This is a genomic window from Pontimicrobium sp. MEBiC01747, from assembly GCF_053601635.1.
Map to the genome: position 1 here is coordinate 1 of NZ_JBSHNS010000445.1, position 23,823 is coordinate 23,823.

The following is a 23,823-nucleotide window of genomic DNA, read 5'->3' on the forward strand; positions in this document are numbered from 1 at the left end:
ACGCAGAGGTCGGGTTTTCTATCTAAAATTTCATTTATTGCAATTTTTACACAATCTGCAGGTGTGCCAGAACAACTGTACTCTTCATCAATACTCTCATCAATATTTATTTTTTGTAAATGTAAAGTTGAGTTTATGGTAATTGCATGCCCCATTCCACTCTGTGGACTATCTGGAGCAACAACAATAACTTCACCAATAGTTTTCATAACAGCAATCAAAGCTCTTATGCCAGGTGCAGTTACGCCATCGTCATTGGTAACTAAAATAAGTGGTTTTTTCGTCATTATCCCTCGAATTTACCCGCTAAAATACACAAAATCTTATGTATTTAAGCTTTTTAACTCGTTTAACAAAAAATTAGCTTCAATTGCATTTATTGGCACGGTTTTTTCTTTATTTTAGTGGAATAATATAAGTTTTATTTTATTGAGAGAAAGTTACTTGAATAAGCGAGCGAAAAATAAAATGAATACAATTAAAAATACTAAAAAAAGATTAGATGAAAAAGAAGTATAATGTATTAATGTTAGTGCTATTATTAGCATTTGGATCATGTAGTTTTACAGCAAAAGTTAATAATGACCCAGATAAAGATAAATTACTAATTCAGATAATAACACTTGCCTTAGAGCAATTGCATTTTCAGCCTAAAGACTTTAACGATGAATTCTCTATGGATGTTTACGACACCTATTTAAAAAGGGTAGATCCATTAAAACGTTATTTTTTAAAATCTGATGTAGAGGAATTTTCTAAATATAAATCTGAAATAGATAATCAATTAATGAATTATGACATTTCATTTTTTAATTTAACAAATGAGCGTTTAGTAAAGCGTATTAATGAAACAAAAGCGATTTATAAAGACATTTTAAATAAGCCTTTCGATTTTACTATAGATGAAAATATAGATACCGATTACGAGAAGCATGATTATGTAAAAAACAAAAAGAAATTAAAAGAACGTTGGAGACAACAACTTAAGTTTAGAACAATTGCTACTTATGATGCTTTAATGGCTGAAAAAGAAGAGCAAGCAAAAATGGATCCAGAAACATTGGAGAAATTAAAAAGCGATGTTAAAAAAGAAGATAAAAAGATTTCTTTATATAAAACACCAGCTGAGTTAGAAGAAGAAGCAAGAAAAGAAACATTAAAAAACCTAGATGTTTATTACACAGACTTTATTGATGATATGGAGCGTAAAGACTGGTTTGCTATGTATATAAACTCAATAGTAGAAGAATTCGATCCGCATACGTCGTACATGGCACCAACCGATAAAGATCGTTTCGATCAGCAAATTTCTGGACAATTAGAAGGTATAGGAGCACGTTTGCAAAAGCGTATGGATTATACTAAAATAACAGAACTTATTTCTGGAGGACCAGCTTGGAGAGGAAAAGAATTAGAAGTAGGAGACGTTATTTTAAAAGTGCGTCAGGAAGATGAAGAAGAGTCAGTGAGTATTGTAGGCATGCGAATTGACGATGCCATTAAATTAATAAAAGGCCCAAAAGGAACTAACGTTTATTTAACCTTAAAAAAGGTAGATGGAACCATAGAGGAAATATCTATAACAAGAGATATAGTAGAGCTAGAAGAAACGTATGCTAAGTCATCAACAGTTAAGAAAAATGATAAAATATATGGAGTTATAAACCTTCCAAAATTTTATATAGATTTTAAAGACTACGATAATAGAAATGCAGCATCAGATATTAAGAAAGAAATAGAAAGGCTTAAAGAAGAAGGCATGGAAGGACTTGTTTTAGACCTACGTAACAATGGCGGAGGTTCTTTAAAAACAGTAGTAGATATAGCAGGATTGTTTATAAAAGAAGGCCCTATAGTACAAGTGCGTTCAACAGGAGAACCAAAAGAAGTTTTAAAAGATAAAGACAAATCTATAATTTGGGATGGCCCTCTTGTAATAATGGTAAATGAACTCTCTGCCTCTGCATCAGAGATATTAGCTGCAGCTATGCAAGATTATAAAAGAGCAATTGTAATAGGAAGTAAGCAAACGTACGGAAAAGGAACAGTACAAAACATCTTAGACCTAAATAGAATGGTAAGAAACAGCTCTCATGGAGATTTAGGCGCTATAAAAATTACAAGACAAAAATTTTATCGTATAAACGGAGGCTCTACACAATTAGAAGGAGTAAAGAGTGATGTAGTCGTTCCAGACCGTTACAGCTTTGTAGATATAGGAGAAAGAGATCAAGAAAACCCATTAGAATGGGATAAAATAGATGCTGTAGATTATGAGTTTTGGGGTAATTATTATGATTACGACGCGACAATTAGCAACAGTAAAGCGCGTATGGAAAACAATAAGCAATTAACACTTATTGAGAAAAATGCAAAGTGGATTAAAGAGCAAATGGACGATAATACGTTCTCTTTAAATTACGAAAAATATAAAGCAGAATTAAAAGAAGATGAAGAAATAGCGAAACAATTTAAAGCACTTTCAGATTATAAAACAGATCTAACATTTTCATCTTTACCATACGAGGAAGCATTATTTGAAAAAGATACAGTGCTAAAAGAAAAACGTAAACGTTGGCACGAAAGTTTAAGTCAAGATGTATATGTAGAAGAAGCATTAAATGTGCTAGAAGACTTAAAAATGACATACGAAATTAAAAAGGTAGCTACCGTAAAAGATTAAAAAAAATCAATGAGTACAAAAACAAACTCATTAAGTAAGTTAGCGCTCCAAAAGTTTAAAAAGAATTTTTGGGGCGTTTTCAGTTTCTATTTTATTGTATTAATAGGTATACTATCTGTATTTGCTTATGTGTTTGCGCCAGACAATTCACAGAATGCAAATCAAATGCATTTATCTATACACTCTAAGAAACCCGGTTTTAAAGCAAAACTATTAACATTGCCCTCAGCAATTGAAAAAAAACAAGGTTTTTTTTATAAGTTATTCTTTGGAGAAATTATTGTTAAAACAGAAATACCAATTACAGACTATGTCATTACAGGAAATACAATGAGTTATACGGAGTATGCCTCGGATGGTTTGGAAGGTTTAAAGAAAACAATAAACCTTAAAAACGGTAGTTCTGCAGAAACCTTAATAAAAGAAAAAACATTTTATTTAGGAACCGATAAATATGGAAGAGATTTATTAAGTCGTGTGCTAGTAGGTGCGCGAATTTCATTTTTTATTGGGTTTGTAGCAGTGTTTATTTCTTTAATAATAGGAGTGTTTATGGGAAGTGTAGCTGGCTATTTTGGCGGAAAAGTAGATGCAGTAATTATGTGGATTATTAACGTAACATGGTCCATACCAACATTGCTATTAGTAATAGCAATTACGCTAGCCTTAGGAAAAGGGTTTTGGCAAGTATTTATAGCAGTAGGTTTAACGATGTGGGTAGAAGTCGCACGTGTAGTTAGAGGGCAAATTATAGGAGCAAAAGAGCTGCAATATGTTACCGCAGCAAGAGCATTGGGGTATAATCATTTTCGTATAATAACTAAGCATATTTTACCAAATATTATGGCGCCTGTAATAGTTATTTGTGCGGCAAATTTTGCGGCGGCAATTTTAATAGAAAGCGGATTAAGTTTTTTAGGTATTGGGGCACAGCCGCCAATGGCAAGCTGGGGAGCCATGATAAAAGACCATTACAACTATATCATTTTAGGAAAACCCTATTTAGCTGTGATCCCAGGATTATGTATCATGACTTTGGTAATGGCATTTATGTTAATAGGTAATGCCTTGCGCGATGCGTTGGATGTTAAAAACTAATAAATATTCTGTTATAACAAACGAGTTACTTGATATATAGCTACGTTTTTAGCAGCTAAATCTCGTACTATTTCTGGAATATGTTGGTTACATATTAATATTTTATAACCATAGGACTCTTCAATTAAAGAAGCGGGTGTAACAAACTGTAGTGTACTTATATAATTTTTAAAACTGTTTTTGTCTGCTACTTCAAAATAAACCCAAATTTTATTTTCTGTATAATCAAAAGGAGTGTTTTCCTTTTTAGAATTATTAATCATGGTTCATGTTCTCATTTAAACCATCAATATATCCTAAAACATCATCCTTGCCAATATTTTTAGAACTAGACGTAATAAAATAATTAGGCATAGCTTCCCAAGTCTCTAAAAGAATAGCTTTGTAAGCCTCAACATGATTTTCTATAGCTTTTGGCTTTAGCTTATCGGCTTTAGTAAAAATAATAGAGAACGGAATACCACCTTCACCTAAATACTGCATAAACTCTAAATCTATAGGCTGTGGTTTATGGCGAATATCTACCAAAACAAAAGCAGAAACCAATTGCTGTCGCTGTTCAAAATATTGTGTAATAAACTTCTGAAAAACCTTTTTAGTAGTTTTAGAAACACGAGCATAACCGTACCCTGGTAAATCTACCAAAAACCATTCTTTATTAATAATAAAGTGGTTAATAAGCTGGGTTTTACCCGGACGACCAGAAGTTTTAGCTAAGCTTTTTCTGCTGGTTAACATATTTATAAGCGAAGACTTTCCTACATTACTTCGTCCTATAAAAGCATATTCAGGTATCATTCCTTTTGGGCATTTTGCCACATCGGAATTACTCATTACAAATTCAGCAGATTTTATTTTCATATTTATTTCCCGCGTAAGTGGGAATCTTTAGTTGGTAACAGCGAAAGCAGAAAAGTTTGCCATTCTCACAAAGGTGAGAATCTATATATTTAACTTCTAATATTTAAAGTCGTAAAAGTAATAAATTTATTGCTGTTTGGTTGGGGGTTGCTGAAACCTTTTTTCAAGTGTATTAACCTAAAATCCTCTTTTTTGCAACCAATTAAACAAAATAGTATTAAAAGTTTCAGGATGTTCCATCATAGCAGCGTGACCACATTTGTCTATCCAAAACAAATCAGAATCTGGAAGTAAAGTGTTAAACTCTTCTGCAACTTCAGGAGGTGTAACAATATCATTTTTACCCCAAATAATACACACAGGAGTATGCATATTTGGTAAATCTGTTGCCATATTATGTCTTATGGCACTTTTAGCAATAGCTAGTGTTTTAATAAGTTTATTTCTGTCGTTAACAGTTTCGTAAACTTCATCTACGACTTCTTTAGTAGCTACATCAGGATCGTAAAAAACCTCTTGAGCTTTCTTTTTAATAACCTCATAATCCCTTCTCTTTGTATAACCACCACCCATAGCACTTTCATACAAACCAGAGCTACCCGTAATAACCAGTGCTTTTACCGTTTTTGGGTGTAATTTTGTATGGTATAATCCTATGTGGCCACCTAAAGAGTTACCAAGTAAAATAACATCCTTTAACCCTTTAAATTCAATAAATTCATTAAGGTATTTTGCAAATGCTTTTACATTTGTTTTAATAAGAGACATGGTGTAAACAGGAAGTTCGGGAATAATGACTTTGTATCCATTTTCACTAAAGTGAGAAGTGACACTATCAAAGTTACTTAACCCTCCCATAAGTCCATGAAGCACTATAATTGGTGTGCCTTCTCCAACTTCAATATAGTTAAATTTTCCTTCTTTTTTTAAAGTATGCGTCATTAAACGTTAGTCGATTCGTTGAAAGCAAATATAGGTATTTCAATCAAAAAAATAACATAATCTCTACAGAGTTAATTCATCCAAATAAAATAGAAAAGGAGAAATTTAATGTAAAGCTTTCTGTTTGTGTAATTAAACACTTGATACATAGTGTTTAAAGGGGTTTTGGAGTGTTGTGTTTTGAAACAAATAAAGTGAAATAAAGAATAGTTATTAACAAAGTGGTAAAATGTGGTAAAATGTGGTAAAATTTTCAATATATTTGAATCTTAAAAGACTGACTCCAAGTTAAAACGTTTTGAACTCATTAATAGGAACATACGAATGTAAAGCGGATGCCAAAGGAAGGCTAATGCTACCTGCTGCGCTTAAAAAACAGCTTGCTCCTGTGCTTCAAAATGGTTTCGTACTTAAAAGAGCGGTTTTTCAACAATGTTTAGAATTGTATCCTATGGAAGAATGGGAGCAATTAATGCAGAAAATAAACAAGCTAAATCGTTTCAAGAAAAAGAATAACGACTTTATACGTCGCTTTACAGCAGGAGTAAAAATGGTTGAGGTAGATAGTAATGGAAGACTGTTAATACCAAAAGATTTAGTAGTATTTGCAAATATTTCAAAAAACATTGTAGTATCCTCAGCAATTAACATTGTTGAAATATGGGACAAAGATAATTATGAACAAGCCATAGATGATGCTGCAGTCGATTTTGCTGACTTGGCAGAAGAAGTTATGGGACAAGACGATGAAGAAGATGGAATATCATAACCCAGTATTATTAAAAGAAACCGTAGATGGTTTAAATATAAAAGAAGATGGGATCTATGTAGATGTTACTTTTGGAGGTGGCGGACATAGTAAGGAAATATTAAAACGACTTGGACCAAAAGGAAAACTATTTGCATTCGATCAAGACGCAGATGCATTAGAAAACACAATTGACGATGAGCGTTTTACATTAATACATGAAAATTTTAGATATATCAAGAGATTTTTAAGATTTCATGGAACTAGGCAAGTCGATGGGATTTTGGCAGATTTTGGAGTGTCTTCACATCAATTTGATGTAGCCGAACGCGGATTCTCTACACGATTTGAAGCAGATTTAGATATGCGAATGAATCAAAACAATGAATTGTCGGCCTATCATGTAATAAATGAATATGAAGAAGAGCAAATAAAACAAGTATTGTTGCAATATGGAGAACTAAGAGCGGCGCCAGCAATGGCACGTTTAATAATTACAGCAAGACAACAAGAACCAATAATAACAAGCGAACAATTAAAAACAATATTAAAAAAGTTCTTGTCGCCAAAACATGAAAATAAAATACTAGCACAAATCTATCAAGCCATTCGTATAGAAGTAAATCAGGAAATAGAAGTGTTAAAAGAATTTTTAGAACAAACACCAGAACTATTAAAGCCAGAAGGACGTTTGAGTTTTATAAGTTACCATTCGTTAGAAGATAGGCTAGTGAAACGATACATAAGAAATGGAATGTTTGAAGGAGAGCCAGAAAGAGATGTATTTGGGAATTTTGAAGTGCCGCTTAAAAAAGTGGGGAAATTAATAATACCAAGTCAAAAAGAAATAAAAGAAAATAATAGAGCAAGAAGTGCAAAACTACGAATAGCCCAAAAAGCATAGAATATATTTTGCACTACTTACAATAAGCTTTAAAAGGGAATATCACTTCGAGTGATTTTGTAAGGAATGAGCAAATCGTATCGAGAAGTTTTAGAACGAGTTAAAGAATTAAAGTAGATTAAAAAAGAGATTCCTGCCTTCGCAGGAGTAGGAGATGAAAAAGAATATATATAGCATATTACGAGGAACGTTTTTAGTAAGCGACGACTCCTTTAAGAATTGGAGAATGATACTCTTTATTTCTGTGTTAGCTATAGTAATGATTGCAAGCTCGCACAGTGCAGATAAAAAAGTACACGAAATAGCGCGGCTAGGAAATCAAGCAAAAGAACTACGATCGGCCTTTATAGATGGAAGAGGGAAACTAATGGAAATGAAAAAGCAATCCGTAGTTACACAAAAAATGAAAGAAAGAGGTTTGAAAACCTCAGAGGTGCCACCTCAAAAAATAAAAGTTAAACCACAACAAAATTAAGTTCTATCGTGGCAACAAACGAAACGAACATATTAAACCGATTGTATTTTGTAGCAGGATGTATGTTCATCTTCGGGCTGGCTGTGGTTTTTAAACTTTTAAGTATTCAGTATATAAACGGAGATAAATACAGAGAATTAGCGGAAAAAAGAACTGTAGATAGAGTAGACATACCTGCAAATAGAGGAAATGTATATTCTATAAATGGTAATTTATTGGCAACATCAATACCAAAATACGATATACGTATAGACGCATTAACGCCATCCCAAAAAACATTCGAGAAATATATAAAACCACTAAGCGATTCTTTAGCAAAATACAAAGGCAAAAAATCTAGCTATTACCAGAAAGCACTTAGAAAGGCGAGAGCAAATAAAAATAGATATTACCTGTTAGCCAGAGACATTGGCTACTCAGACTATATTCGCATACGTAACTTTCCAATGTTAAACCTTGGGGCATATAAAGGGGGACTAATAGTAGAGCAAAATACCAAAAGAGAACACCCTATGGGAGGCATTGCCCAACGTACCATAGGTTACGAGCGTATAGATGATAACGGCAATGTAACACGGCCAGGAATAGATGGAGCCTTTGGATTAAAATATTTACGAGGGAAAAATGGAAGTAGATTAAAACAAAAAATAGGAAAAGGACAATGGAAGCCTATTAGAGATGCAAACGAAATAGAACCTCAAGACGGGTACGATGTATATACAACCATAGATGTAAACATACAAGATATAGCACATCATGCCTTATTAGAACAGTTGGAGATTTATGAAGCAGAACACGGTTCTGTAGTAGTAATGGAAGTAAAAACAGGAGAAATAAGAGCAATCTCTAACTTAGGAAGAACCTCTAAAGGAAACTATTACGAAAAACTAAACTATGCCGTAGGAGAATCTCACGAGCCAGGATCTACCTTCAAACTCATGGCAATTATGGCGGCGTTAGAAGATAAAGTAATAGATACCGCTACCGTAATAAACACAGGAAATGGAGCTAAACGATTCTATGGGAGAACAATAACAGATACGCGAGGTCATGGAAAGGTTTCAGCGGCAAGAACATTCGAGTTATCTTCAAACATAGGTTTGGCTACTATAGTAGACGAACACTATTCTAAGAAGCCTATGAAGTTTATTAAAAGGCTAGACTCATGGGGACTTAACGAAGTACTGGATTTACCTATAGTAGGAGAAGGAAAACCAAATATACCAAGACCAGGAGATGATAACTGGAGTAAAAATGCATTGCCATCTATGGCGTATGGGTATAATTTAAAAATGACGCCATTACAAACCTTAACATTTTATAATGCAGTAGCTAACGATGGAGAAATGGTAAAACCGCATTTTATTAAGCAGGTAAAAGATTTAGATGAAGAGATAGAAACGTTTGAAAAAGAAGTGATAAATCGTCAAATCTGTTCTAAAGAAACGATAAAAGCAGCGCAGAAAATGCTTGAAAATGTTGTGATAAAAGGAACAGGAAGAAAGTTGTATTCTAAATATTTCTCTATGGCAGGAAAAACAGGAACTGCTAGAACCGATTACAGCAATTTTGAAGAATGGAATAAAAATAAAAAATACATTTCTTCTTTCGCTGGATACTTTCCAGTAGAAAGCCCCAAGTATTCCTGCATTGTAGTTATTCATAAACCAAGTGCTAAAAAAGGAATATATGGAGCAGATGTGTCAGGTCCAGTATTTAAAAAAATAGCACAAAAAATATTTACAGATACACCAATAATAGATGAAGTAGAATCTTTAGAAGTGCAAAACACTTCAGTAGAAAAAGAATACCAAAACTATTACGATGTATCCAATACCTATTTAACCATTATGCCTAGCGTAACAGGATTGCCATTAATGGATGCGGTTGCATTATGTGAAAATATGGGGCTAAAGGTAAAAACAAAAGGGACTGGAACAGTAAAAACGCAATCTATTCCTAAAGGACAAAAAGTAAAGAAAAACCAAACCATTGTTTTAGAAGTATCGTGAATTCTTTAAAAGACATATTATATAAAGTAAGTATTAATGCCGTAGTAGGAAGTACTAATGTGCAAGTAAATGCTATTCAGTTTAATTCTAGAGCAATAGAAAAGAATGATGTGTTTGTTGCTATTAAAGGAAGTACTACAGATGGACATCAATATATAGAAAAAGCTATAACACAAGGAGCAACCGTTGTTGTTTGCGAGAAATTACCAGAAACAAAAGAACAAGGAATTACCTATTTAGAAGTAGAAAACTCGAGTGTAGCATTAGCCGTAATGGCATCTAACTATTATGGGAATCCTTCAGAAAACCTAAAATTAGTAGGCGTTACAGGAACCAACGGTAAAACAACAATAGCAACACTATTATACCAATTATTTAAAAGTGCAGGGTATAAAGTTGGTTTGTTATCTACTGTGGTTATAAAAGTTGATGATATAGATTATAAAGCAACCCATACCACTCCAGACTCATTAACCATAAATCGTTATTTAAAAGAAATGAATGATGAAGGTGTTGAGTTTTGTTTTATGGAAGTAAGCTCTCATGGAATCCATCAAAAAAGAACCGAAGGTTTGCATTTTGAAGGAGGGGTTTTTACAAACCTAACACATGACCATTTAGACTATCACGACACATTTGCAGAATACAGAGACGTTAAAAAATCATTTTTCGATAACTTAAGTAAAAATGCCTTTGCATTAACCAATGCTGATGATAAAAATGGAGCAATCATGCTTCAAAACACAAAAGCAAAACAATATAAATATGCACTTAAAAGCTATGCAGATTATAAAGCACAGATTTTAGAAAATCAATTTGGAGGCTTACTGTTAAAACTGAATGATAGTGAGGTCTGGACAAGACTAATAGGGAACTTTAATGCCTATAATGTACTAGCTATTTTTGCTACTGCCGAATTGCTTGGACTTGAAAAGCAGGAAATTTTAAGGTTAATAAGTGAATTAGAAAGTGTAAGCGGACGTTTTCAATACCTAATCTCTAAACAAAAAATAACAGCAATAGTAGATTATGCGCACACACCAGATGCACTTAAAAATGTATTAGAAACTATAAACAGTATACGTACTAAAAACGAAGAGTTAATTACAGTTGTAGGTTGTGGAGGAGATAGAGATGCAACAAAGCGCCCAAAAATGGGGCATATAGCATCGGTTTTAAGTACTAAGGTAATCTTTACAAGCGATAATCCAAGAAGCGAACAGCCAGAAACTATAATAGAAGACATAGAAAAAGGAGTAGAACCACAGCACTTTAAAAAAGTACTATCTATAACCGATAGAAAACAAGCTATTAAAACAGCATGTCAAATGGCGCAGTCAGGAGATATTATTTTAATAGCAGGAAAAGGACATGAAACCTACCAAGAAATAAAAGGAGAGCGTTTCGATTTTGATGATTACAAAACAGTAGAAACACTTTTAAACCAACTAGAAAAATAATAATATGTTATACTACTTATTCGAATATTTAGAAAAACAATACCAGTTAACAGGAGCAAGTGTGTTTCAATTTATCACATTTAGAGCCGCTTTGGCTATCATTCTGTCGTTATTGTTTTCTACAATATTTGGTAAAAAAATAATAAGACTATTGCAAAAAAAGCAAGTAGGAGAATCTGTTAGAGACTTAGGTTTAGAAGGGCAAGTAGAAAAAGCAGGAACCCCTACAATGGGAGGTTTAATAATCATTTTTTCTACCCTAATTCCTGTATTATTACTCGCAAAATTAGATAATATCTATGTTATTATGCTAATTGTAACCACAATATGGATGGGCTTAGTTGGCTTTACAGACGATTATATAAAAGTATTTAAAAAAGATAAAGCAGGATTAAGTGGTAAATTTAAAGTACTAGGTCAAGTAGGATTAGGAATATTTGTAGGGGCAATTATGTATTTCCATCCAGGTGTAACAATAAGGCAAGAAAAAGTTAATCCAGTATATGAAACAGAGTTAATAACGCAAAACTCAAAGCGAGAATTCTACCCAGAAGAGCAGTCCCTTAAAACAACTATTCCTTTTGTAAAAGATAACGAATTCGATTACTCAAATTTAGTAACGTGGTTAGGCGATGATTACGCAAAATATGCATGGATATTATTTATTCCAATAGTTATTTTTATAATTACAGCAGTCTCAAATGGAGCTAATTTAACAGATGGAATAGATGGATTGGCCGCAGGAAGTTCGGCAATAATAGTATTTGTATTGGCAGCCTTTGCCTTTATTTCAGGCAATATTGTGTTTTCAGATTATCTCAACGTCATGTTTATTCCCCGGCTTGGAGAATTAGTAGTCTTTATAGCCGCGTTTATTGGTGCGCTTATTGGGTTTTTGTGGTATAACACCTATCCAGCACAAGTATTTATGGGAGATACAGGAAGTTTAACCATAGGAGGAATTATAGCAGTAATAGCCATAGCAGTTAGAAAAGAGTTGCTAATACCATTACTATGCGGAATTTTCTTTGCAGAATCCTTGTCGGTAATCATGCAAGTCAGCTGGTTTAAATACACTAGAAAAAAATATGGAGAAGGACGGCGTATTTTTAAAATGTCGCCATTGCATCATCATTATCAAAAATCAGGATACCATGAAAGTAAAATAGTAACACGATTTTGGATTGTCGGTATATTTCTGGCAATACTTTCAATAGTAACCTTGAAATTAAGATAAACAGAATTACGATATACGATTCAAGAATGAAAGAAGTGAGTAATAAAGAACATGGCGAAATTAAAAGATTATATGTTGAAGGAAACGAATTATTATCAATAGTAGTAGCGTCCATTAAAACGTTACGCAATCGTAAATCGTAAATCCATGAATCGTAAATCTAAACTAGTCATATTAGGAGGAGGAGAAAGCGGAGTAGGTACTGCGCTTTTAGGTCAGGCCAAAGGCTATGATGTGTTTGTTTCAGATAAAGGAAAAATAAAAGAAAAGTACAAAAACGTTCTTATAAATAATATCATTGAATGGGAAGAAGAGAAGCATACAGAAGCTAAAATTCTAAATGCAGATGTTGTAATGAAAAGCCCTGGAATACCAGATAAAGTTGCTTTAGTAAAAAAGCTAGTAGAAAAAGGAGTTCCAGTTATTTCTGAAATAGAATTTGCTTCAAAATATACCAATGCAACCATAGTTGGAATAACAGGAAGTAATGGTAAAACAACAACAGCATCGTTAACACATCATGTCTTAAAACAAGAATTAAATGTAGGATTAGCTGGGAACATAGGAGATAGTTTTGCTAAACAAGTTTTAGAAAAAGATTTTGAAAATTATGTATTAGAAATTAGCAGCTTTCAATTAGATGGAATAGTAGATTTTAAACCAAATATTGCCGTATTAACAAATATAACACCAGATCATTTAGATCGCTACGAGTATAAGTTTGAAAATTACATCAATTCTAAATTTAGAATAGCATTAAATCAAACAAAAGAAGACTATTTAATATATGATGCAGATGATGAAGTTATTGTTAATTGGTTAGAAAATAATGCTGTTCAGTCGACATTATTACCATTCTCATTAACAAAAACAGTAGAAAACGGAGCGTATTTAAAAGACGAAAATATAATAACAACAATAAATAACAACACTATAATTATGCCAACAAAAAACTTAGCTTTAGAAGGAAAGCACAATATTAAAAATGCAATGGCTGCATCAACAGTATCGCATTTATTAAAAATAAGAAAGCAAACTATACGTGAAAGCTTAGAAAACTTTCATGGTGTAGAACACCGTTTAGAACAAGTGCTTAAAATAAATAAAGTACAATACATAAACGATTCTAAAGCAACTAACGTTAATGCAACATACTATGCTTTAGAAAGTATGGAAGCACCAACGGTTTGGATTGTTGGGGGAACAGATAAAGGAAACGATTATACAGAGCTATTCTCTTTTGTAAACGAAAAAGTAAAAGCAATCATTTGTTTGGGCATAGACAATGAAAAGCTTATAGAAAACTTTGGAGGCATGGTAGATGTTATTGTTGAAACACAGTTTATGAAAGAAGCAGTAAAAATTGCATATAAAATAGCAGAAGCAGGAGACAATGTATTATTATCACCAGCATGCGCAAGCTTCGATTTGTTCGAGAATTACGAAGACAGAGGACGACAATTTAAAGATGCTGTAAGAAACCTGTAACGAATTACGATTGTAGATTTAAGATTTACGATTGATGAAGTTAAAGTGAAACAATTGTTATTCCTGCGAAAGCAGGAATCCACAAGGGAACATAAAAAATAAAATAGTAGAAAAATAACACTCTAAAGAGTGATTAATAATGCAACAATTATTTAAAAATATAAAAGGAGATAGGTTAATATGGGCTATTGCTGCATTGCTAGCAATATTCTCATTTTTGCCTGTTTATAGTGCTGCAAGTAATTTGGCGTATGTAGGAAACAACACTAATACCTTTTCGTTTTTTGTAAAACACTTTATGCACTTATTTTTAGGCTTTACTATTATGTATGGAGTACATAAAGTGCCCTATCGTTATTTTAGAGGCTTGTCTATGATTATGATACCAATAGTATTTGTACTGTTGGTGCTAACAATAATGCAAGGAACAACAATTGCAGGAGCAAATGCTAGTCGTTGGATTAGGATTCCAATAGTAGGGATGTCTTTCCAAACGTCTACATTAGCAGCGGTAGTGTTAATGGTGTATGTGGCGAGATATATGTCTAAAATAAAAGATAAAAAAATTACGTTTAAAGAATCGCTTTTACCGCTTTGGGCACCAGTTTTTATTATACTAGCATTAATTTTACCCTCTAATTTTTCAACTACAGCAATTATCTTTTTAATGGTAGTATTGTTGGTGTTTTTAGGCGGTTATCCTATTCGGTATTTAGGAGTTATAATTGGTTCTGGAATTTTAGGATTAATTCTATTTATTTTAGTAGCAAAAGCATTTCCAGATGCAATGCCAAATAGAGTAGATACATGGATAAGTAGAATTGAAAATTTTGCTAATGGAGAAGACACTGAAGCAGATTATCAGATAGAAAAAGCTAAAATAGCAATAGCCTCTGGACAATTAACAGGAGTTGGCCCAGGGAAAAGCACACAAAAAAACTTTTTACCGCAATCATCTTCAGATTTTATCTTCGCCATAATTGTTGAAGAATATGGACTTCTTGGAGGATTGCTATTAATGGTGTTATACATGTGGTTGTTATTTCGTATAGTTATTGTCTCTCAAAAATCAGACACGATGTTTGGTAAACTGTTAGTATTAGGTGTCGGTCTACCCATAGTGTTTCAAGCCATGATAAATATGGCGGTAGCAGTAGAGTTATTTCCTGTTACAGGGCAAACACTGCCATTAATAAGTAGTGGAGGAACCTCTATTTGGATGACCTGTTTAGCTATAGGAATAATACTAAGTGTGAGCTCTAAACGAGAAGAAATAAAAGAACAAGAACATAAAGAAGAAGAGGAAGAAATAAATCCGTTAGAAGTTTTATCGGAAACTGTATAAAAGTGAGTAAAAAAGAGAAAACATATAAAATCATACTCTCTGGAGGAGGAACAGGAGGACATATCTATCCTGCAATAGCAATAGCTAACGAATTAAAATTACGTTTTCCAGACGCATCCTTTTTATTTGTAGGAGCCAAAGACAGAATGGAGATGGAAAAAGTGCCACAAGCAGGTTACAGTATAAAAGGGCTATGGATAACGGGGATACAAAGAAAGTTAACAGCAGATAATTTAATGTTTCCATTTAAGCTTATAAATAGCCTATGGAATGCTCGAAAAATAGTTAATGAGTTTAAGCCAGATGTCGTTATAGGAACAGGAGGTTTTGCAAGTGGGCCATTATTACAAGTGGCAGCATCAAAAGGAATACCAACACTAATACAAGAACAAAACTCGTATCCAGGAATTACTAATAAATTATTAGCTAAAAAAGCAAAGAAAATCTGTGTAGCTTACGATGGTCTAGAGCGCTTTTTTCCTAAAGATAAAATTATAAAAACAGGAAACCCAGTAAGGCAAGATTTGTTAAGCATAAATAGCTCTAAGGAAGAAGCTGTATCAGAATTTAATTTGGTTGAAGGCAAACAAACGCTTTTAGTATTAGGAGGGAGTTTAGGAGCTAAAGCTATAAATGAGTTATTGGAAAGAGAATTAGATTTTTTGCAAATGCAAAACCTGCAAATTATCTGGCAATGCGGAAAACTGTATTACGAACAGTATAAAATATATAATAATACCAAACACGTACAAGTACATGCCTTTATTAATAAAATGAATTGTGCTTATGCAGCGGCAGATTTTATTATATCTAGAGCAGGAGCAGGTTCGGTTTCAGAATTGTGTATTGTAGGTAAACCAGTTGTTTTTGTGCCATCTCCTTATGTGGCAGAAGACCATCAAACAAAAAATGCAAAAGCAGTTGTAGAGAAGGATGCGGCAATATTAATTGCTCAAGAAGACTTAGAAGTTGATTTTAAAAATAAGTTTTCGCAATTAATAGCCTCTACAGAACGACAAGAACAACTTGGAGAAAATATTAAAAAACTAGCATTAATAAATGCAACAAAAGAAATAGCAGACGAGGTTGAAAAACTTCTGAATAAGAAATAATAGAAGTTAAAATTGAAATCGAATATAAAATTGAAAAAAACTAAAAGATTAGTCTGAGTACAGTTAAAGACCCTTTTGAAAATAAAAATTAACGTCAGTTCGAGTGATTTTAAGGAACGAAAATTGTATCGAGAATTATTTTGAAATATAAATTTTACTAGAATACACGAACTTTATATAAACAGTAAATAATAAAAAGAGTTTTGCCTTTGCAGAAAACAATATGAACTTAAATAATATACATAACATCTATTTTGTAGGCATTGGAGGTATAGGTATGAGCGCTATTGCACGCTACTTTAAAGCTAATGACAAGAATGTGGCTGGTTACGATAAAACGCAAACGGAGATAACAGACGCATTAGAAGATTTGGATATTGCAGTTCATTATAAAGATTCTATAGCAAACGTAGGAATGCGTTTTTTAAATCCAGAAACCACGTTAGTTGTCTATACGCCTGCGATACCTAAAGACCACAAGGAACTAGCCTATTTTAGAAACAATGGCTATGCAGTATTAAAACGTTCAGAAATTTTAGGAGCAATTACTAAAAACACATTCTGTTTGGCAGTAGCAGGAACGCATGGTAAAACCACGACCACAAGTATTTTAGGACACTTATTATACGAATGTAAAGTTCCTTTAACCGCATTTTTGGGCGGGATAAGTGAAAATTATAACTCTAATTTAATACAAAATGGTGCAGAAGTTAGTGTTGTAGAAGCAGACGAGTTTGATCGTTCGTTTTTAACATTGTCTCCAGATTTAGCATGCATAACATCTATGGATGCAGATCATTTAGATATATATGGAGACGCATCAACGTTAACTAAAACATTCGAGGATTTTTCGAAAAAGTTGAAGCCAAATGGCAAATTATTTGTTAGAAACGGATTGCCAATAGATGGTATAACATACGGTATAGAAGATAATTCTGATTATTCAGTTCAAAATATAACAATACAAAACGGTACTTATATATTTGATGTGAAAACACCAAAAACAGTACTAAAACAAGTGCAATTTAACCTACCAGGTAGACACAATTTGTCGAATGCATTAATAGCCTTAGCGATGGCTGTAGAATACGGTGCGCCCCACCAACAGCTTGTTGAAGCTTTAGCAACTTACAAAGGCGTTAAGCGTAGATTTACCTATCAAATTAAAAGTGATGCTTTGGTATACATAGATGATTATGCACATCATCCAGAAGAAATTAATGCAGTACACCAAGCAGTTAGAGAAATGTATCCAGAAGATGAAGTGTTGGCAATATTTCAGCCACATTTATTCTCTAGAACAAGAGATTTTGCCAGTGGCTTTGCAAAAAGCTTATCGCAATTTGATGAAGTTTTGTTGTTAGATATTTATCCAGCAAGAGAATTGCCAATAGAAGGTGTAACATCTCATTGGTTATTACAACAAATTAATAACCCTAAAAAAGAGCTTATAGAAAAGTCAGAAATTGTAGCCAAAATAAAAGACAGTAAAGCAAGAATAATATTAACTATTGGAGCAGGAGATATAGGAGCAGAAGTAAAACAAATTAAAAAAGCATTGTTAAATGAAAGTTAACTGGAACCACATAAAAATGATTGGGTTATGTGTTGTAACGGTGTTTTTATATGCATTTGCAACAGTAAAAAATAACAGTAGAAAAGTCTCTAAACCAGTCATAGAATTTTTAGGAGAACAAAATCTTTTTATTACGCATGAGGCTGTTAGTAAATTGTTAATACAAAATCAAACAAGTGCTACGAGTGTGCGCAAAGAAACTTTAGATTTGAATATTCTAGAGGCGTCCCTAAACGCTAACCCAATGATAGAATCTGCTGAAGTGTTTGTAGGAGTAAATGGTGCATTTTCAGCAAGAATTAAACAAAAGAGACCTATAGCAAGAGTAAGTAGTGCTCAGTCGTATTATATTGATAGTCAAGGAGGTTTTATGCCGTTGTCTAAAAATTATACAGAACGTGTGCCATTAGTTACTGGCGAAATAAATAAAAAAGAATTAGCAAATGTATTTACAATTGCTAATAAAATATATAATGATAAATTCTTGAAAACAAACGTTGTCGAGATTCATCAGAATCCAAATAATTCTATTTATTTAAAATTGCGTCAATGTAAATTTAAGGTACAATTGGGGCAGCTTAAACATTTAGACAAAAAAATTAATAACCTAAAAGCATTTTATCAAAAAGCAATTAAAGATAAAATGCTAAACAAGTATAGCAAAGTAAATTTGCAATTTGAAAACCAAGTTGTATGTACCAAAGTATAAGTTATGGAGCATAATATAGCAGTTGGATTAGACATAGGAACCACAAAAATTGTGGCTATGATTGGTCGTAAAAATGAATATAATAAAGTCGAGATTTTAGGCATAGGTAAGTCTAAAAGCTTAGGTGTGCATCGTGGTGTAGTAAATAATATTACACAAACTATACAATCTATTCAATTAGCCATTCAAGAAGCAGAAGCTGCAGCAGCAACAAAAATAGAAGCCGTAACCGTAGGTATCGCTGGGCAACATATACGTAGTTTACAGCATAGTGATTATATAACAAGGCCAAACTCTGAAACTGTTATAGATGATGATGATATAGAACGTTTAATAAACCAGGTGCATAAATTAGTAATGTTACCAGGAGAAGAAATTATTCATGTCTTGCCACAAGAATATAAAATAGATGGGCAAGGAGAAATAAAAGAACCAATAGGGATGTATGGCGGACGTTTAGAAGCAAACTTTCATGTTGTTGTTGGGCAAGTATCGTCAATTAGAAACATTGGCCGTTGTGTAAAAAGTGCAGGGTTAGATTTAGAAGGTATTACACTAGAACCTTTAGCATCTGCAAATGCAGTATTAAGTCAAGAAGAAAAAGAAGCAGGAGTTGCTTTAATAGATATAGGGGGAGGAACAACAGATTTAGCTATTTTTAGAGATGGTATTATTCGCCATACGGCAGTAATCCCTTTTGGAGGAAACGTTATTACAGAAGATATAAAAGAAGGTTGTTCTATTATAGAAAAGCAAGCTGAACTACTAAAAATTAAGTTTGGTTCTGCATGGCCAGGAGAAAATAAAGACAACGAAATAGTCTCAATACCAGGACTAAGAGGGCGTGACCCAAAAGAGATAACGCTTAAAAATTTATCTAAAATTATCCATGCAAGAGTTGTGGAGATTATAGAGCAAGTATATGTAGAAATTAAAAACTACGGACACGAAGAACAAAAAAAGAAATTAATAGCAGGAATTGTATTAACAGGAGGCGGAAGCCAGTTAAAACACCTAAAGCAATTAGTAGAATACATAACAGGTATGGATACACGTATTGGGTATCCAAACGAACACTTAGCAGGCAATAGCGATGATACAATAACAAGTCCGTTATTTGCAACAGCAGTAGGTTTAGTGATGGATGGTTTAAAACGACAAGAGCGTCAAAAAGCAGAAACAATTGTAGAAGAAGCTCCAGTAGAAAACGAACCAGAAGTAATAGAAGACCACATAGAAGACGAACCAGTAGTTGAAGCGCCTAAAAAACAAAAACGATCATTTTTAGATGCCTTAACAGAACGCGTTAAAGATTTTTTAGATAACGCGGAATAGAAATTATAATAAAGAATAAAAAAAGAATAGATCCAGTAAAGAAGAATTTATGAGCAACAAAGAATTCGAAAGCATTTCATTTGATTTACCAAAGAACCAGTCAAATGTCATTAAAGTTATTGGTGTTGGAGGCGGTGGTAGTAACGCTATTAACCACATGTTTCAACAAGGCATAAAAGGAGTAGACTTCGTAATCTGTAATACAGATGCGCAAGCACTACAAAATAGTGGGGTGCCAAATAAAATTCAGTTAGGAGTTAACTTAACCGAAGGATTAGGGGCAGGAGCAAACCCAGATGTAGGCGAGCAGTCGGCAGTAGAAAGTTACGAAGAAATAAAAAACATGCTGGGAGCCAATACCAAAATGGTGTTTATTACAGCAGGAATGGGTGGCGGAACCGGAACAGGAGCAGCGCCTATTATAGCTAAAATGGCAAGAGAATTAGAAATTCTTACTGTAGGTATTGTAACAATGCCGTTTCAGTTTGAAGGAAAAATGCGTAACGAACAAGCCCAAAAAGGAATAGAAAAACTAAGAGCAGAAGTAGATTCGCTAATAGTAATAAACAACAATAAATTACGAGAAGTATATGGTAATTTAGGCTTTAAAGCAGGGTTCTCTAAAGCAGACGAAGTATTATCTACGGCATCTAGAGGTATAGCAGAAGTAATAACACACCACTATACACAAAACATAGATTTACGTGATGCTAAAACAGTATTAAGCAATAGTGGAACAGCCATTATGGGGTCGTCTACAGCAGCAGGTCAAAATCGTGCACACGAAGCCATTACTAAAGCATTAGATTCTCCTTTATTAAACGATAATAAAATTACAGGAGCTAAAAATGTACTATTACTTATAGTGTCTGGATCGCAAGAAATTACTATTGATGAAATAGGAGAAATCAACGACCATATACAAAACGAAGCAGGCCATGGAGCAAACATAATAATGGGGGTTGGAGAAGACGAATCTTTAGAAGAATCTATCGCCGTAACTATAATTGCAACAGGATTTAATATAGAACAACAAGATGAAATCTCTAATACAGAAACTAAAAAAGTAATTCATGCATTAGAAGATGAGCAAACTATAGCACAAAACTTAAGTACAACTAAGGAAGCAGTAGTAACACCACCAGAACCTAAAGAGGAGCAACAGCCTAAAAAAGTGGCGCCACCAATAGTAAAACATACTTTAGATGTAGAGGCACAGCCAGAAGATGCGCTTAGTAAGTTTGAAATGGATCAAGTAAATAAGCAAAAAGCAGTAACTTTTGAAGAGTTGGGGATAATACCTACATCAGAAGTTATTAAAAATATAGATGTAGTATATGAAGAAGTTGTTGCTAATTTTACAGACGAAGACGATTTTGTAATTACATCTACAGCACCACAGGTAGAAGCAGTAAAACCTTCTGAAATAGAAGAAGAAAACGAGCAGCAAATAACGTTAACGTTCGATATGCCTTTAAGTGAACCTTCGGTAGAAGAAGTAGTAGAAGAAACTATTGTTCATGATTTAACAAGCGAGATTAAAAACATAGAAGTTAAAGATGCCGAAGAAGTAAAACCAGTTGCTGAAATTTCTGAAACAGGAGAAATACGTCACACTTTAGAATTAGACGATTATGTAGAAGTAGACTCTGCAATGAATTCTAAAAAAGAAGCCGTTGTAGAAGAACCGAAAGCAATAGAAGAAATAGATGTTGTTTTTGAAAAGAAAGTGGTTGAAGAAGATGTCTTAGAAGAAAAAGAAGTTTCGACTACAAATGGCGATTTAGATCCTATGAATAGTTCTATATCTGATATTTTAAAAGAAAGAGCAGATACACGTAGAAAGAAAATGAAAACGTTTAATCATAAATTCAATAACTCTAAAATAGATGATATTGAAAAGATTCCTGCTTATAAAAGACAAGGGTTAAATTTAGAAGAAGCACAACACTCTTCAGAAATTAATGCCTCTAGAACAAGTTTAGGAGTAGATGATAATGACGAAATACAATTACGTAACAATAATTCTTTTTTGCACGATAACGTAGATTAAGAGTTGATTTAATGTTAGTTTAATTTAACTTCTATGGTACGAGGAATTGTATCAAGAACAAGTTTATAAAAGAACAACAAATTAAATAAAATGAACCCGAAAAGCCTATATAAGCTTTTCGGGTTTTTCTTTATCTTCGTAATCTAAATTATTTAAAATGGGTTTACAACAAGATCTAATGACTGCGTTAAAAGCAGCAATGAAAGCAAAAGATCAAACAGCATTAACAGCTTTAAGAGCTGTTAAATCTGCTATATTATTAGCAAAAACAGAAAGTGGAGCACAAGAAGAATTAACAGAAGCACAAGAGCTTAAAATTCTTCAAAAACAAGTAAAACAACGTAAAGATAGTGCTGCAGTATTTTTAGAGCAAGGACGTGAAGACTTAGCAAAGCCAGAATTGGCAGAAGCTGAGGTTATTGCACAGTTTTTACCAGAAGCTATGAGCGAGGAAGAGATTACAAAAGTGGTAGAAGAAACTATAGTAAAAATAGGAGCAGAAGGTATGAAAGATATGGGGAAAGTTATGGGTATAGTTAATGGACAGTTAGCTGGTAAAGCAGATGGTAAAACCATATCTACCATTGTAAAAGCTAAATTAGCTTAGCATTTAAAAATAATGAGAGATTCCTGCCTATGCAGGAATTTATGGCTGCGTAGTTCAACTGGATAGAATATCAGATTTCGGCTCTGAGGGTTGGGGGTTCGAATCCCTTCGCGGTCACGAATGAATAGAAAATGCATACGACACAAATCAAGCTTGCTTGAATTTGTTAGTGTGTATTTTTTATTTTCAAAGCTGAGCTTTGGGGATGGCGAAGCAATCCCTTTTATATTAGAAAAATAATTACATCATTTAATAATAAACTGTGATGAATCTATAACACTTCCAACAGTGTACCCATCAGGATTAGCTCCCCATTGAAAACTCATGAAATCACCTCCTGAGTTTTCATAATAGAAAAACTCTATTTTATGTTCTCCTTTAGCTAAGAAAATATTTCCTGTACGAGTTGTAGGTGATTGTTGAAACCAATTTTCTAGAACAAGGACATCATCTATATAAATTCTGCTTCCATCATCAGATGTTGCGCTAAAATTAAAAAGTCCTGTATTGTTAACTTTTAATGTACCTATAAAGCGTATAATATATCCATTCGAATCAGGGGCTAAAGAAGCTCTTGCTGTATCATCTAGATTACTTGTCCATAACCCAGAACTGGTTGAAACTCCTAAGTTTTTAACGTTAGATACATCTGGTGTGCTTACATTTGCTGTATTCCATGTATAATATTGTAATCCACTTGAATTAGTCTCTACTTCTACAATATCCCCGTCGTTATCTACACCGAGAATATATGCCTCATTTTGAAGATAAGTCCCAGAACCATAATCTGAGAATCTTACATTACCACCTGTAACATCTAATTGAGCTTGTGGATTTGTAGTTCCTATACCTACTTGAGCAATCATTTTAGACACGCAAAAAAACAATAACAATAATATAATTAGCCTTTTCATTTTTATTTTAAATTGATGACAAAACTAAAAATAAATGATGCGTTTCAAGGAGTGCGTTGAATTGTATTATTTAAATAATCGATAAAGTGCATGGATGTTAAGATAAAGCGTTTTTGTTGTTTGGTATTATTATGGATATTATAAAAATTGACAGAAAATACATAGGATGATTATAAATAGTCTAACAGTGATTATTATGTTAATTAACTTCAAAGCTTGCAATAAAAAGTTTGAACTTAGACTATTTGGAGAGCAAAAAAATAA

At 33.1% G+C, this 23,823-nt stretch carries 21 protein-coding genes and 1 tRNA gene; 17 read left to right on the top strand and 5 right to left on the bottom strand.

Translation table 11 applies throughout. The annotated features are described in order from the left end of the window. Positions 1 to 287 (bottom strand): 5'/3'-nucleotidase SurE (surE, locus tag ACVC2P_RS14500; protein ID WP_452599172.1); only part of this gene is annotated, 287 nt, incomplete at its 3' end. A 215-nt stretch (positions 288 to 502) separates the two neighbouring features. Here surE and ACVC2P_RS14505 point away from each other — a divergent pair. Together ACVC2P_RS14505 and ACVC2P_RS14510 are read left to right on the top strand one after the other, a co-directional pair. Next, positions 503 to 2,683, top strand: coding sequence for a carboxy terminal-processing peptidase (locus ACVC2P_RS14505; protein WP_452599173.1), 2,181 nt, complete (start codon positions 503 to 505; stop codon positions 2,681 to 2,683). Positions 2,684 to 2,692: 9 nt separating this feature from the next. Continuing rightward, on the top strand, positions 2,693 to 3,781 hold the full coding sequence (locus ACVC2P_RS14510) for an ABC transporter permease (protein ID WP_452599174.1): 1,089 nt from the start codon (positions 2,693 to 2,695) through the stop codon (positions 3,779 to 3,781). 11 nt (positions 3,782 to 3,792) lie between these two features. Here ACVC2P_RS14510 and ACVC2P_RS14515 read toward each other — a convergent pair whose 3' ends face one another. From ACVC2P_RS14515 to ACVC2P_RS14525, 3 genes are all read right to left on the bottom strand, one after another. Next, complete coding sequence (locus tag ACVC2P_RS14515; RefSeq protein WP_452599175.1) at positions 3,793 to 4,044, bottom strand: hypothetical protein; 252 nt, start codon at positions 4,042 to 4,044, stop codon at positions 3,793 to 3,795. Further along, complete coding sequence (yihA, locus tag ACVC2P_RS14520) at positions 4,037 to 4,642, bottom strand: ribosome biogenesis GTP-binding protein YihA/YsxC (RefSeq protein ID WP_452599176.1); 606 nt, start codon at positions 4,640 to 4,642, stop codon at positions 4,037 to 4,039. Before yihA ends, ACVC2P_RS14515 begins: the two co-directional genes overlap by 8 nt. Before the next feature lie 177 nt (positions 4,643 to 4,819). Continuing rightward, a complete protein-coding gene (locus ACVC2P_RS14525) occupies positions 4,820 to 5,584 on the bottom strand; it encodes an alpha/beta fold hydrolase (protein WP_452599177.1) in 765 nt (254 codons plus the stop codon). A 298-nt stretch (positions 5,585 to 5,882) separates the two neighbouring features. Between ACVC2P_RS14525 and mraZ the strand changes: the two genes are divergently transcribed. The 15 genes from mraZ (at position 5,883) to ACVC2P_RS14600 (ending at position 22,762) form a co-directional block, all read left to right on the top strand. Continuing rightward, complete coding sequence (gene mraZ / locus ACVC2P_RS14530; RefSeq protein WP_452599178.1) at positions 5,883 to 6,353, top strand: division/cell wall cluster transcriptional repressor MraZ; 471 nt, start codon at positions 5,883 to 5,885, stop codon at positions 6,351 to 6,353. Then, positions 6,340 to 7,236: a 16S rRNA (cytosine(1402)-N(4))-methyltransferase RsmH gene (gene rsmH, locus ACVC2P_RS14535; RefSeq protein WP_452599195.1), complete on the top strand. Its 897-nt coding sequence runs from the start codon at positions 6,340 to 6,342 to the stop codon at positions 7,234 to 7,236. The genes mraZ and rsmH overlap by 14 nt, the downstream gene beginning before the upstream one ends. Before the next feature lie 154 nt (positions 7,237 to 7,390). Beyond that, the gene (locus tag ACVC2P_RS14540; RefSeq protein WP_452599179.1) at positions 7,391 to 7,711 is read left to right on the top strand and encodes an FtsL-like putative cell division protein; all 321 of its coding nucleotides are present in this window, start codon (positions 7,391 to 7,393) and stop codon (positions 7,709 to 7,711) included. Positions 7,712 to 7,773: 62 nt separating this feature from the next. Continuing rightward, positions 7,774 to 9,723 carry a penicillin-binding protein gene (locus ACVC2P_RS14545; protein ID WP_452599196.1) on the top strand — a complete coding sequence of 650 codons (1,950 nt, stop codon included), beginning with the start codon at positions 7,774 to 7,776 and terminating at the stop codon, positions 9,721 to 9,723. Beyond that, positions 9,720 to 11,183 (top strand): UDP-N-acetylmuramoyl-L-alanyl-D-glutamate--2,6-diaminopimelate ligase, encoded by a 1,464-nt coding sequence (locus ACVC2P_RS14550; RefSeq protein ID WP_452599180.1) that lies wholly within the window; start codon positions 9,720 to 9,722, stop codon positions 11,181 to 11,183. The genes ACVC2P_RS14545 and ACVC2P_RS14550 overlap by 4 nt, the downstream gene beginning before the upstream one ends. Before the next feature lie 4 nt (positions 11,184 to 11,187). Next, positions 11,188 to 12,420 carry a phospho-N-acetylmuramoyl-pentapeptide-transferase gene (mraY, locus tag ACVC2P_RS14555; protein WP_452599181.1) on the top strand — a complete coding sequence of 411 codons (1,233 nt, stop codon included), beginning with the start codon at positions 11,188 to 11,190 and terminating at the stop codon, positions 12,418 to 12,420. Between the two features lie 147 nt (positions 12,421 to 12,567). Further along, positions 12,568 to 13,908, top strand: coding sequence for a UDP-N-acetylmuramoyl-L-alanine--D-glutamate ligase (gene murD / locus ACVC2P_RS14560; RefSeq protein ID WP_452599182.1), 1,341 nt, complete (start codon positions 12,568 to 12,570; stop codon positions 13,906 to 13,908). Between the two features lie 139 nt (positions 13,909 to 14,047). After that, complete coding sequence (locus tag ACVC2P_RS14565) at positions 14,048 to 15,253, top strand: FtsW/RodA/SpoVE family cell cycle protein (protein WP_452599183.1); 1,206 nt, start codon at positions 14,048 to 14,050, stop codon at positions 15,251 to 15,253. Between the two features lie 2 nt (positions 15,254 to 15,255). Beyond that, complete coding sequence (gene murG / locus ACVC2P_RS14570) at positions 15,256 to 16,365, top strand: undecaprenyldiphospho-muramoylpentapeptide beta-N-acetylglucosaminyltransferase (RefSeq protein WP_452599184.1); 1,110 nt, start codon at positions 15,256 to 15,258, stop codon at positions 16,363 to 16,365. Positions 16,366 to 16,588: 223 nt separating this feature from the next. Continuing rightward, entirely contained in the window at positions 16,589 to 17,941 is a 1,353-nt protein-coding gene (gene murC, locus ACVC2P_RS14575; protein WP_452599185.1) for a UDP-N-acetylmuramate--L-alanine ligase, read from the top strand. Then, positions 17,931 to 18,650 (top strand): cell division protein FtsQ/DivIB, encoded by a 720-nt coding sequence (locus tag ACVC2P_RS14580; RefSeq protein ID WP_452599186.1) that lies wholly within the window; start codon positions 17,931 to 17,933, stop codon positions 18,648 to 18,650. Before murC ends, ACVC2P_RS14580 begins: the two co-directional genes overlap by 11 nt. Positions 18,651 to 18,653: 3 nt before the next feature. Beyond that, on the top strand, positions 18,654 to 19,985 hold the full coding sequence (gene ftsA / locus ACVC2P_RS14585) for a cell division protein FtsA (RefSeq protein WP_452599187.1): 1,332 nt from the start codon (positions 18,654 to 18,656) through the stop codon (positions 19,983 to 19,985). Positions 19,986 to 20,034: 49 nt separating this feature from the next. Continuing rightward, complete coding sequence (gene ftsZ, locus ACVC2P_RS14590; RefSeq protein WP_452599188.1) at positions 20,035 to 22,038, top strand: cell division protein FtsZ; 2,004 nt, start codon at positions 20,035 to 20,037, stop codon at positions 22,036 to 22,038. 157 nt (positions 22,039 to 22,195) lie between these two features. Beyond that, entirely contained in the window at positions 22,196 to 22,645 is a 450-nt protein-coding gene (locus ACVC2P_RS14595; RefSeq protein WP_452599189.1) for a GatB/YqeY domain-containing protein, read from the top strand. Positions 22,646 to 22,688: 43 nt separating this feature from the next. Further along, positions 22,689 to 22,762: transfer RNA gene (locus tag ACVC2P_RS14600), tRNA-Arg, on the top strand. Positions 22,763 to 22,890: 128 nt separating this feature from the next. Here the strand turns inward: ACVC2P_RS14600 and ACVC2P_RS14605 are convergent. Next, positions 22,891 to 23,559, bottom strand: coding sequence for a PA14 domain-containing protein (locus ACVC2P_RS14605; protein ID WP_452599190.1), 669 nt, complete (start codon positions 23,557 to 23,559; stop codon positions 22,891 to 22,893). Positions 23,560 to 23,823: the final 264 nt, after the last annotated feature.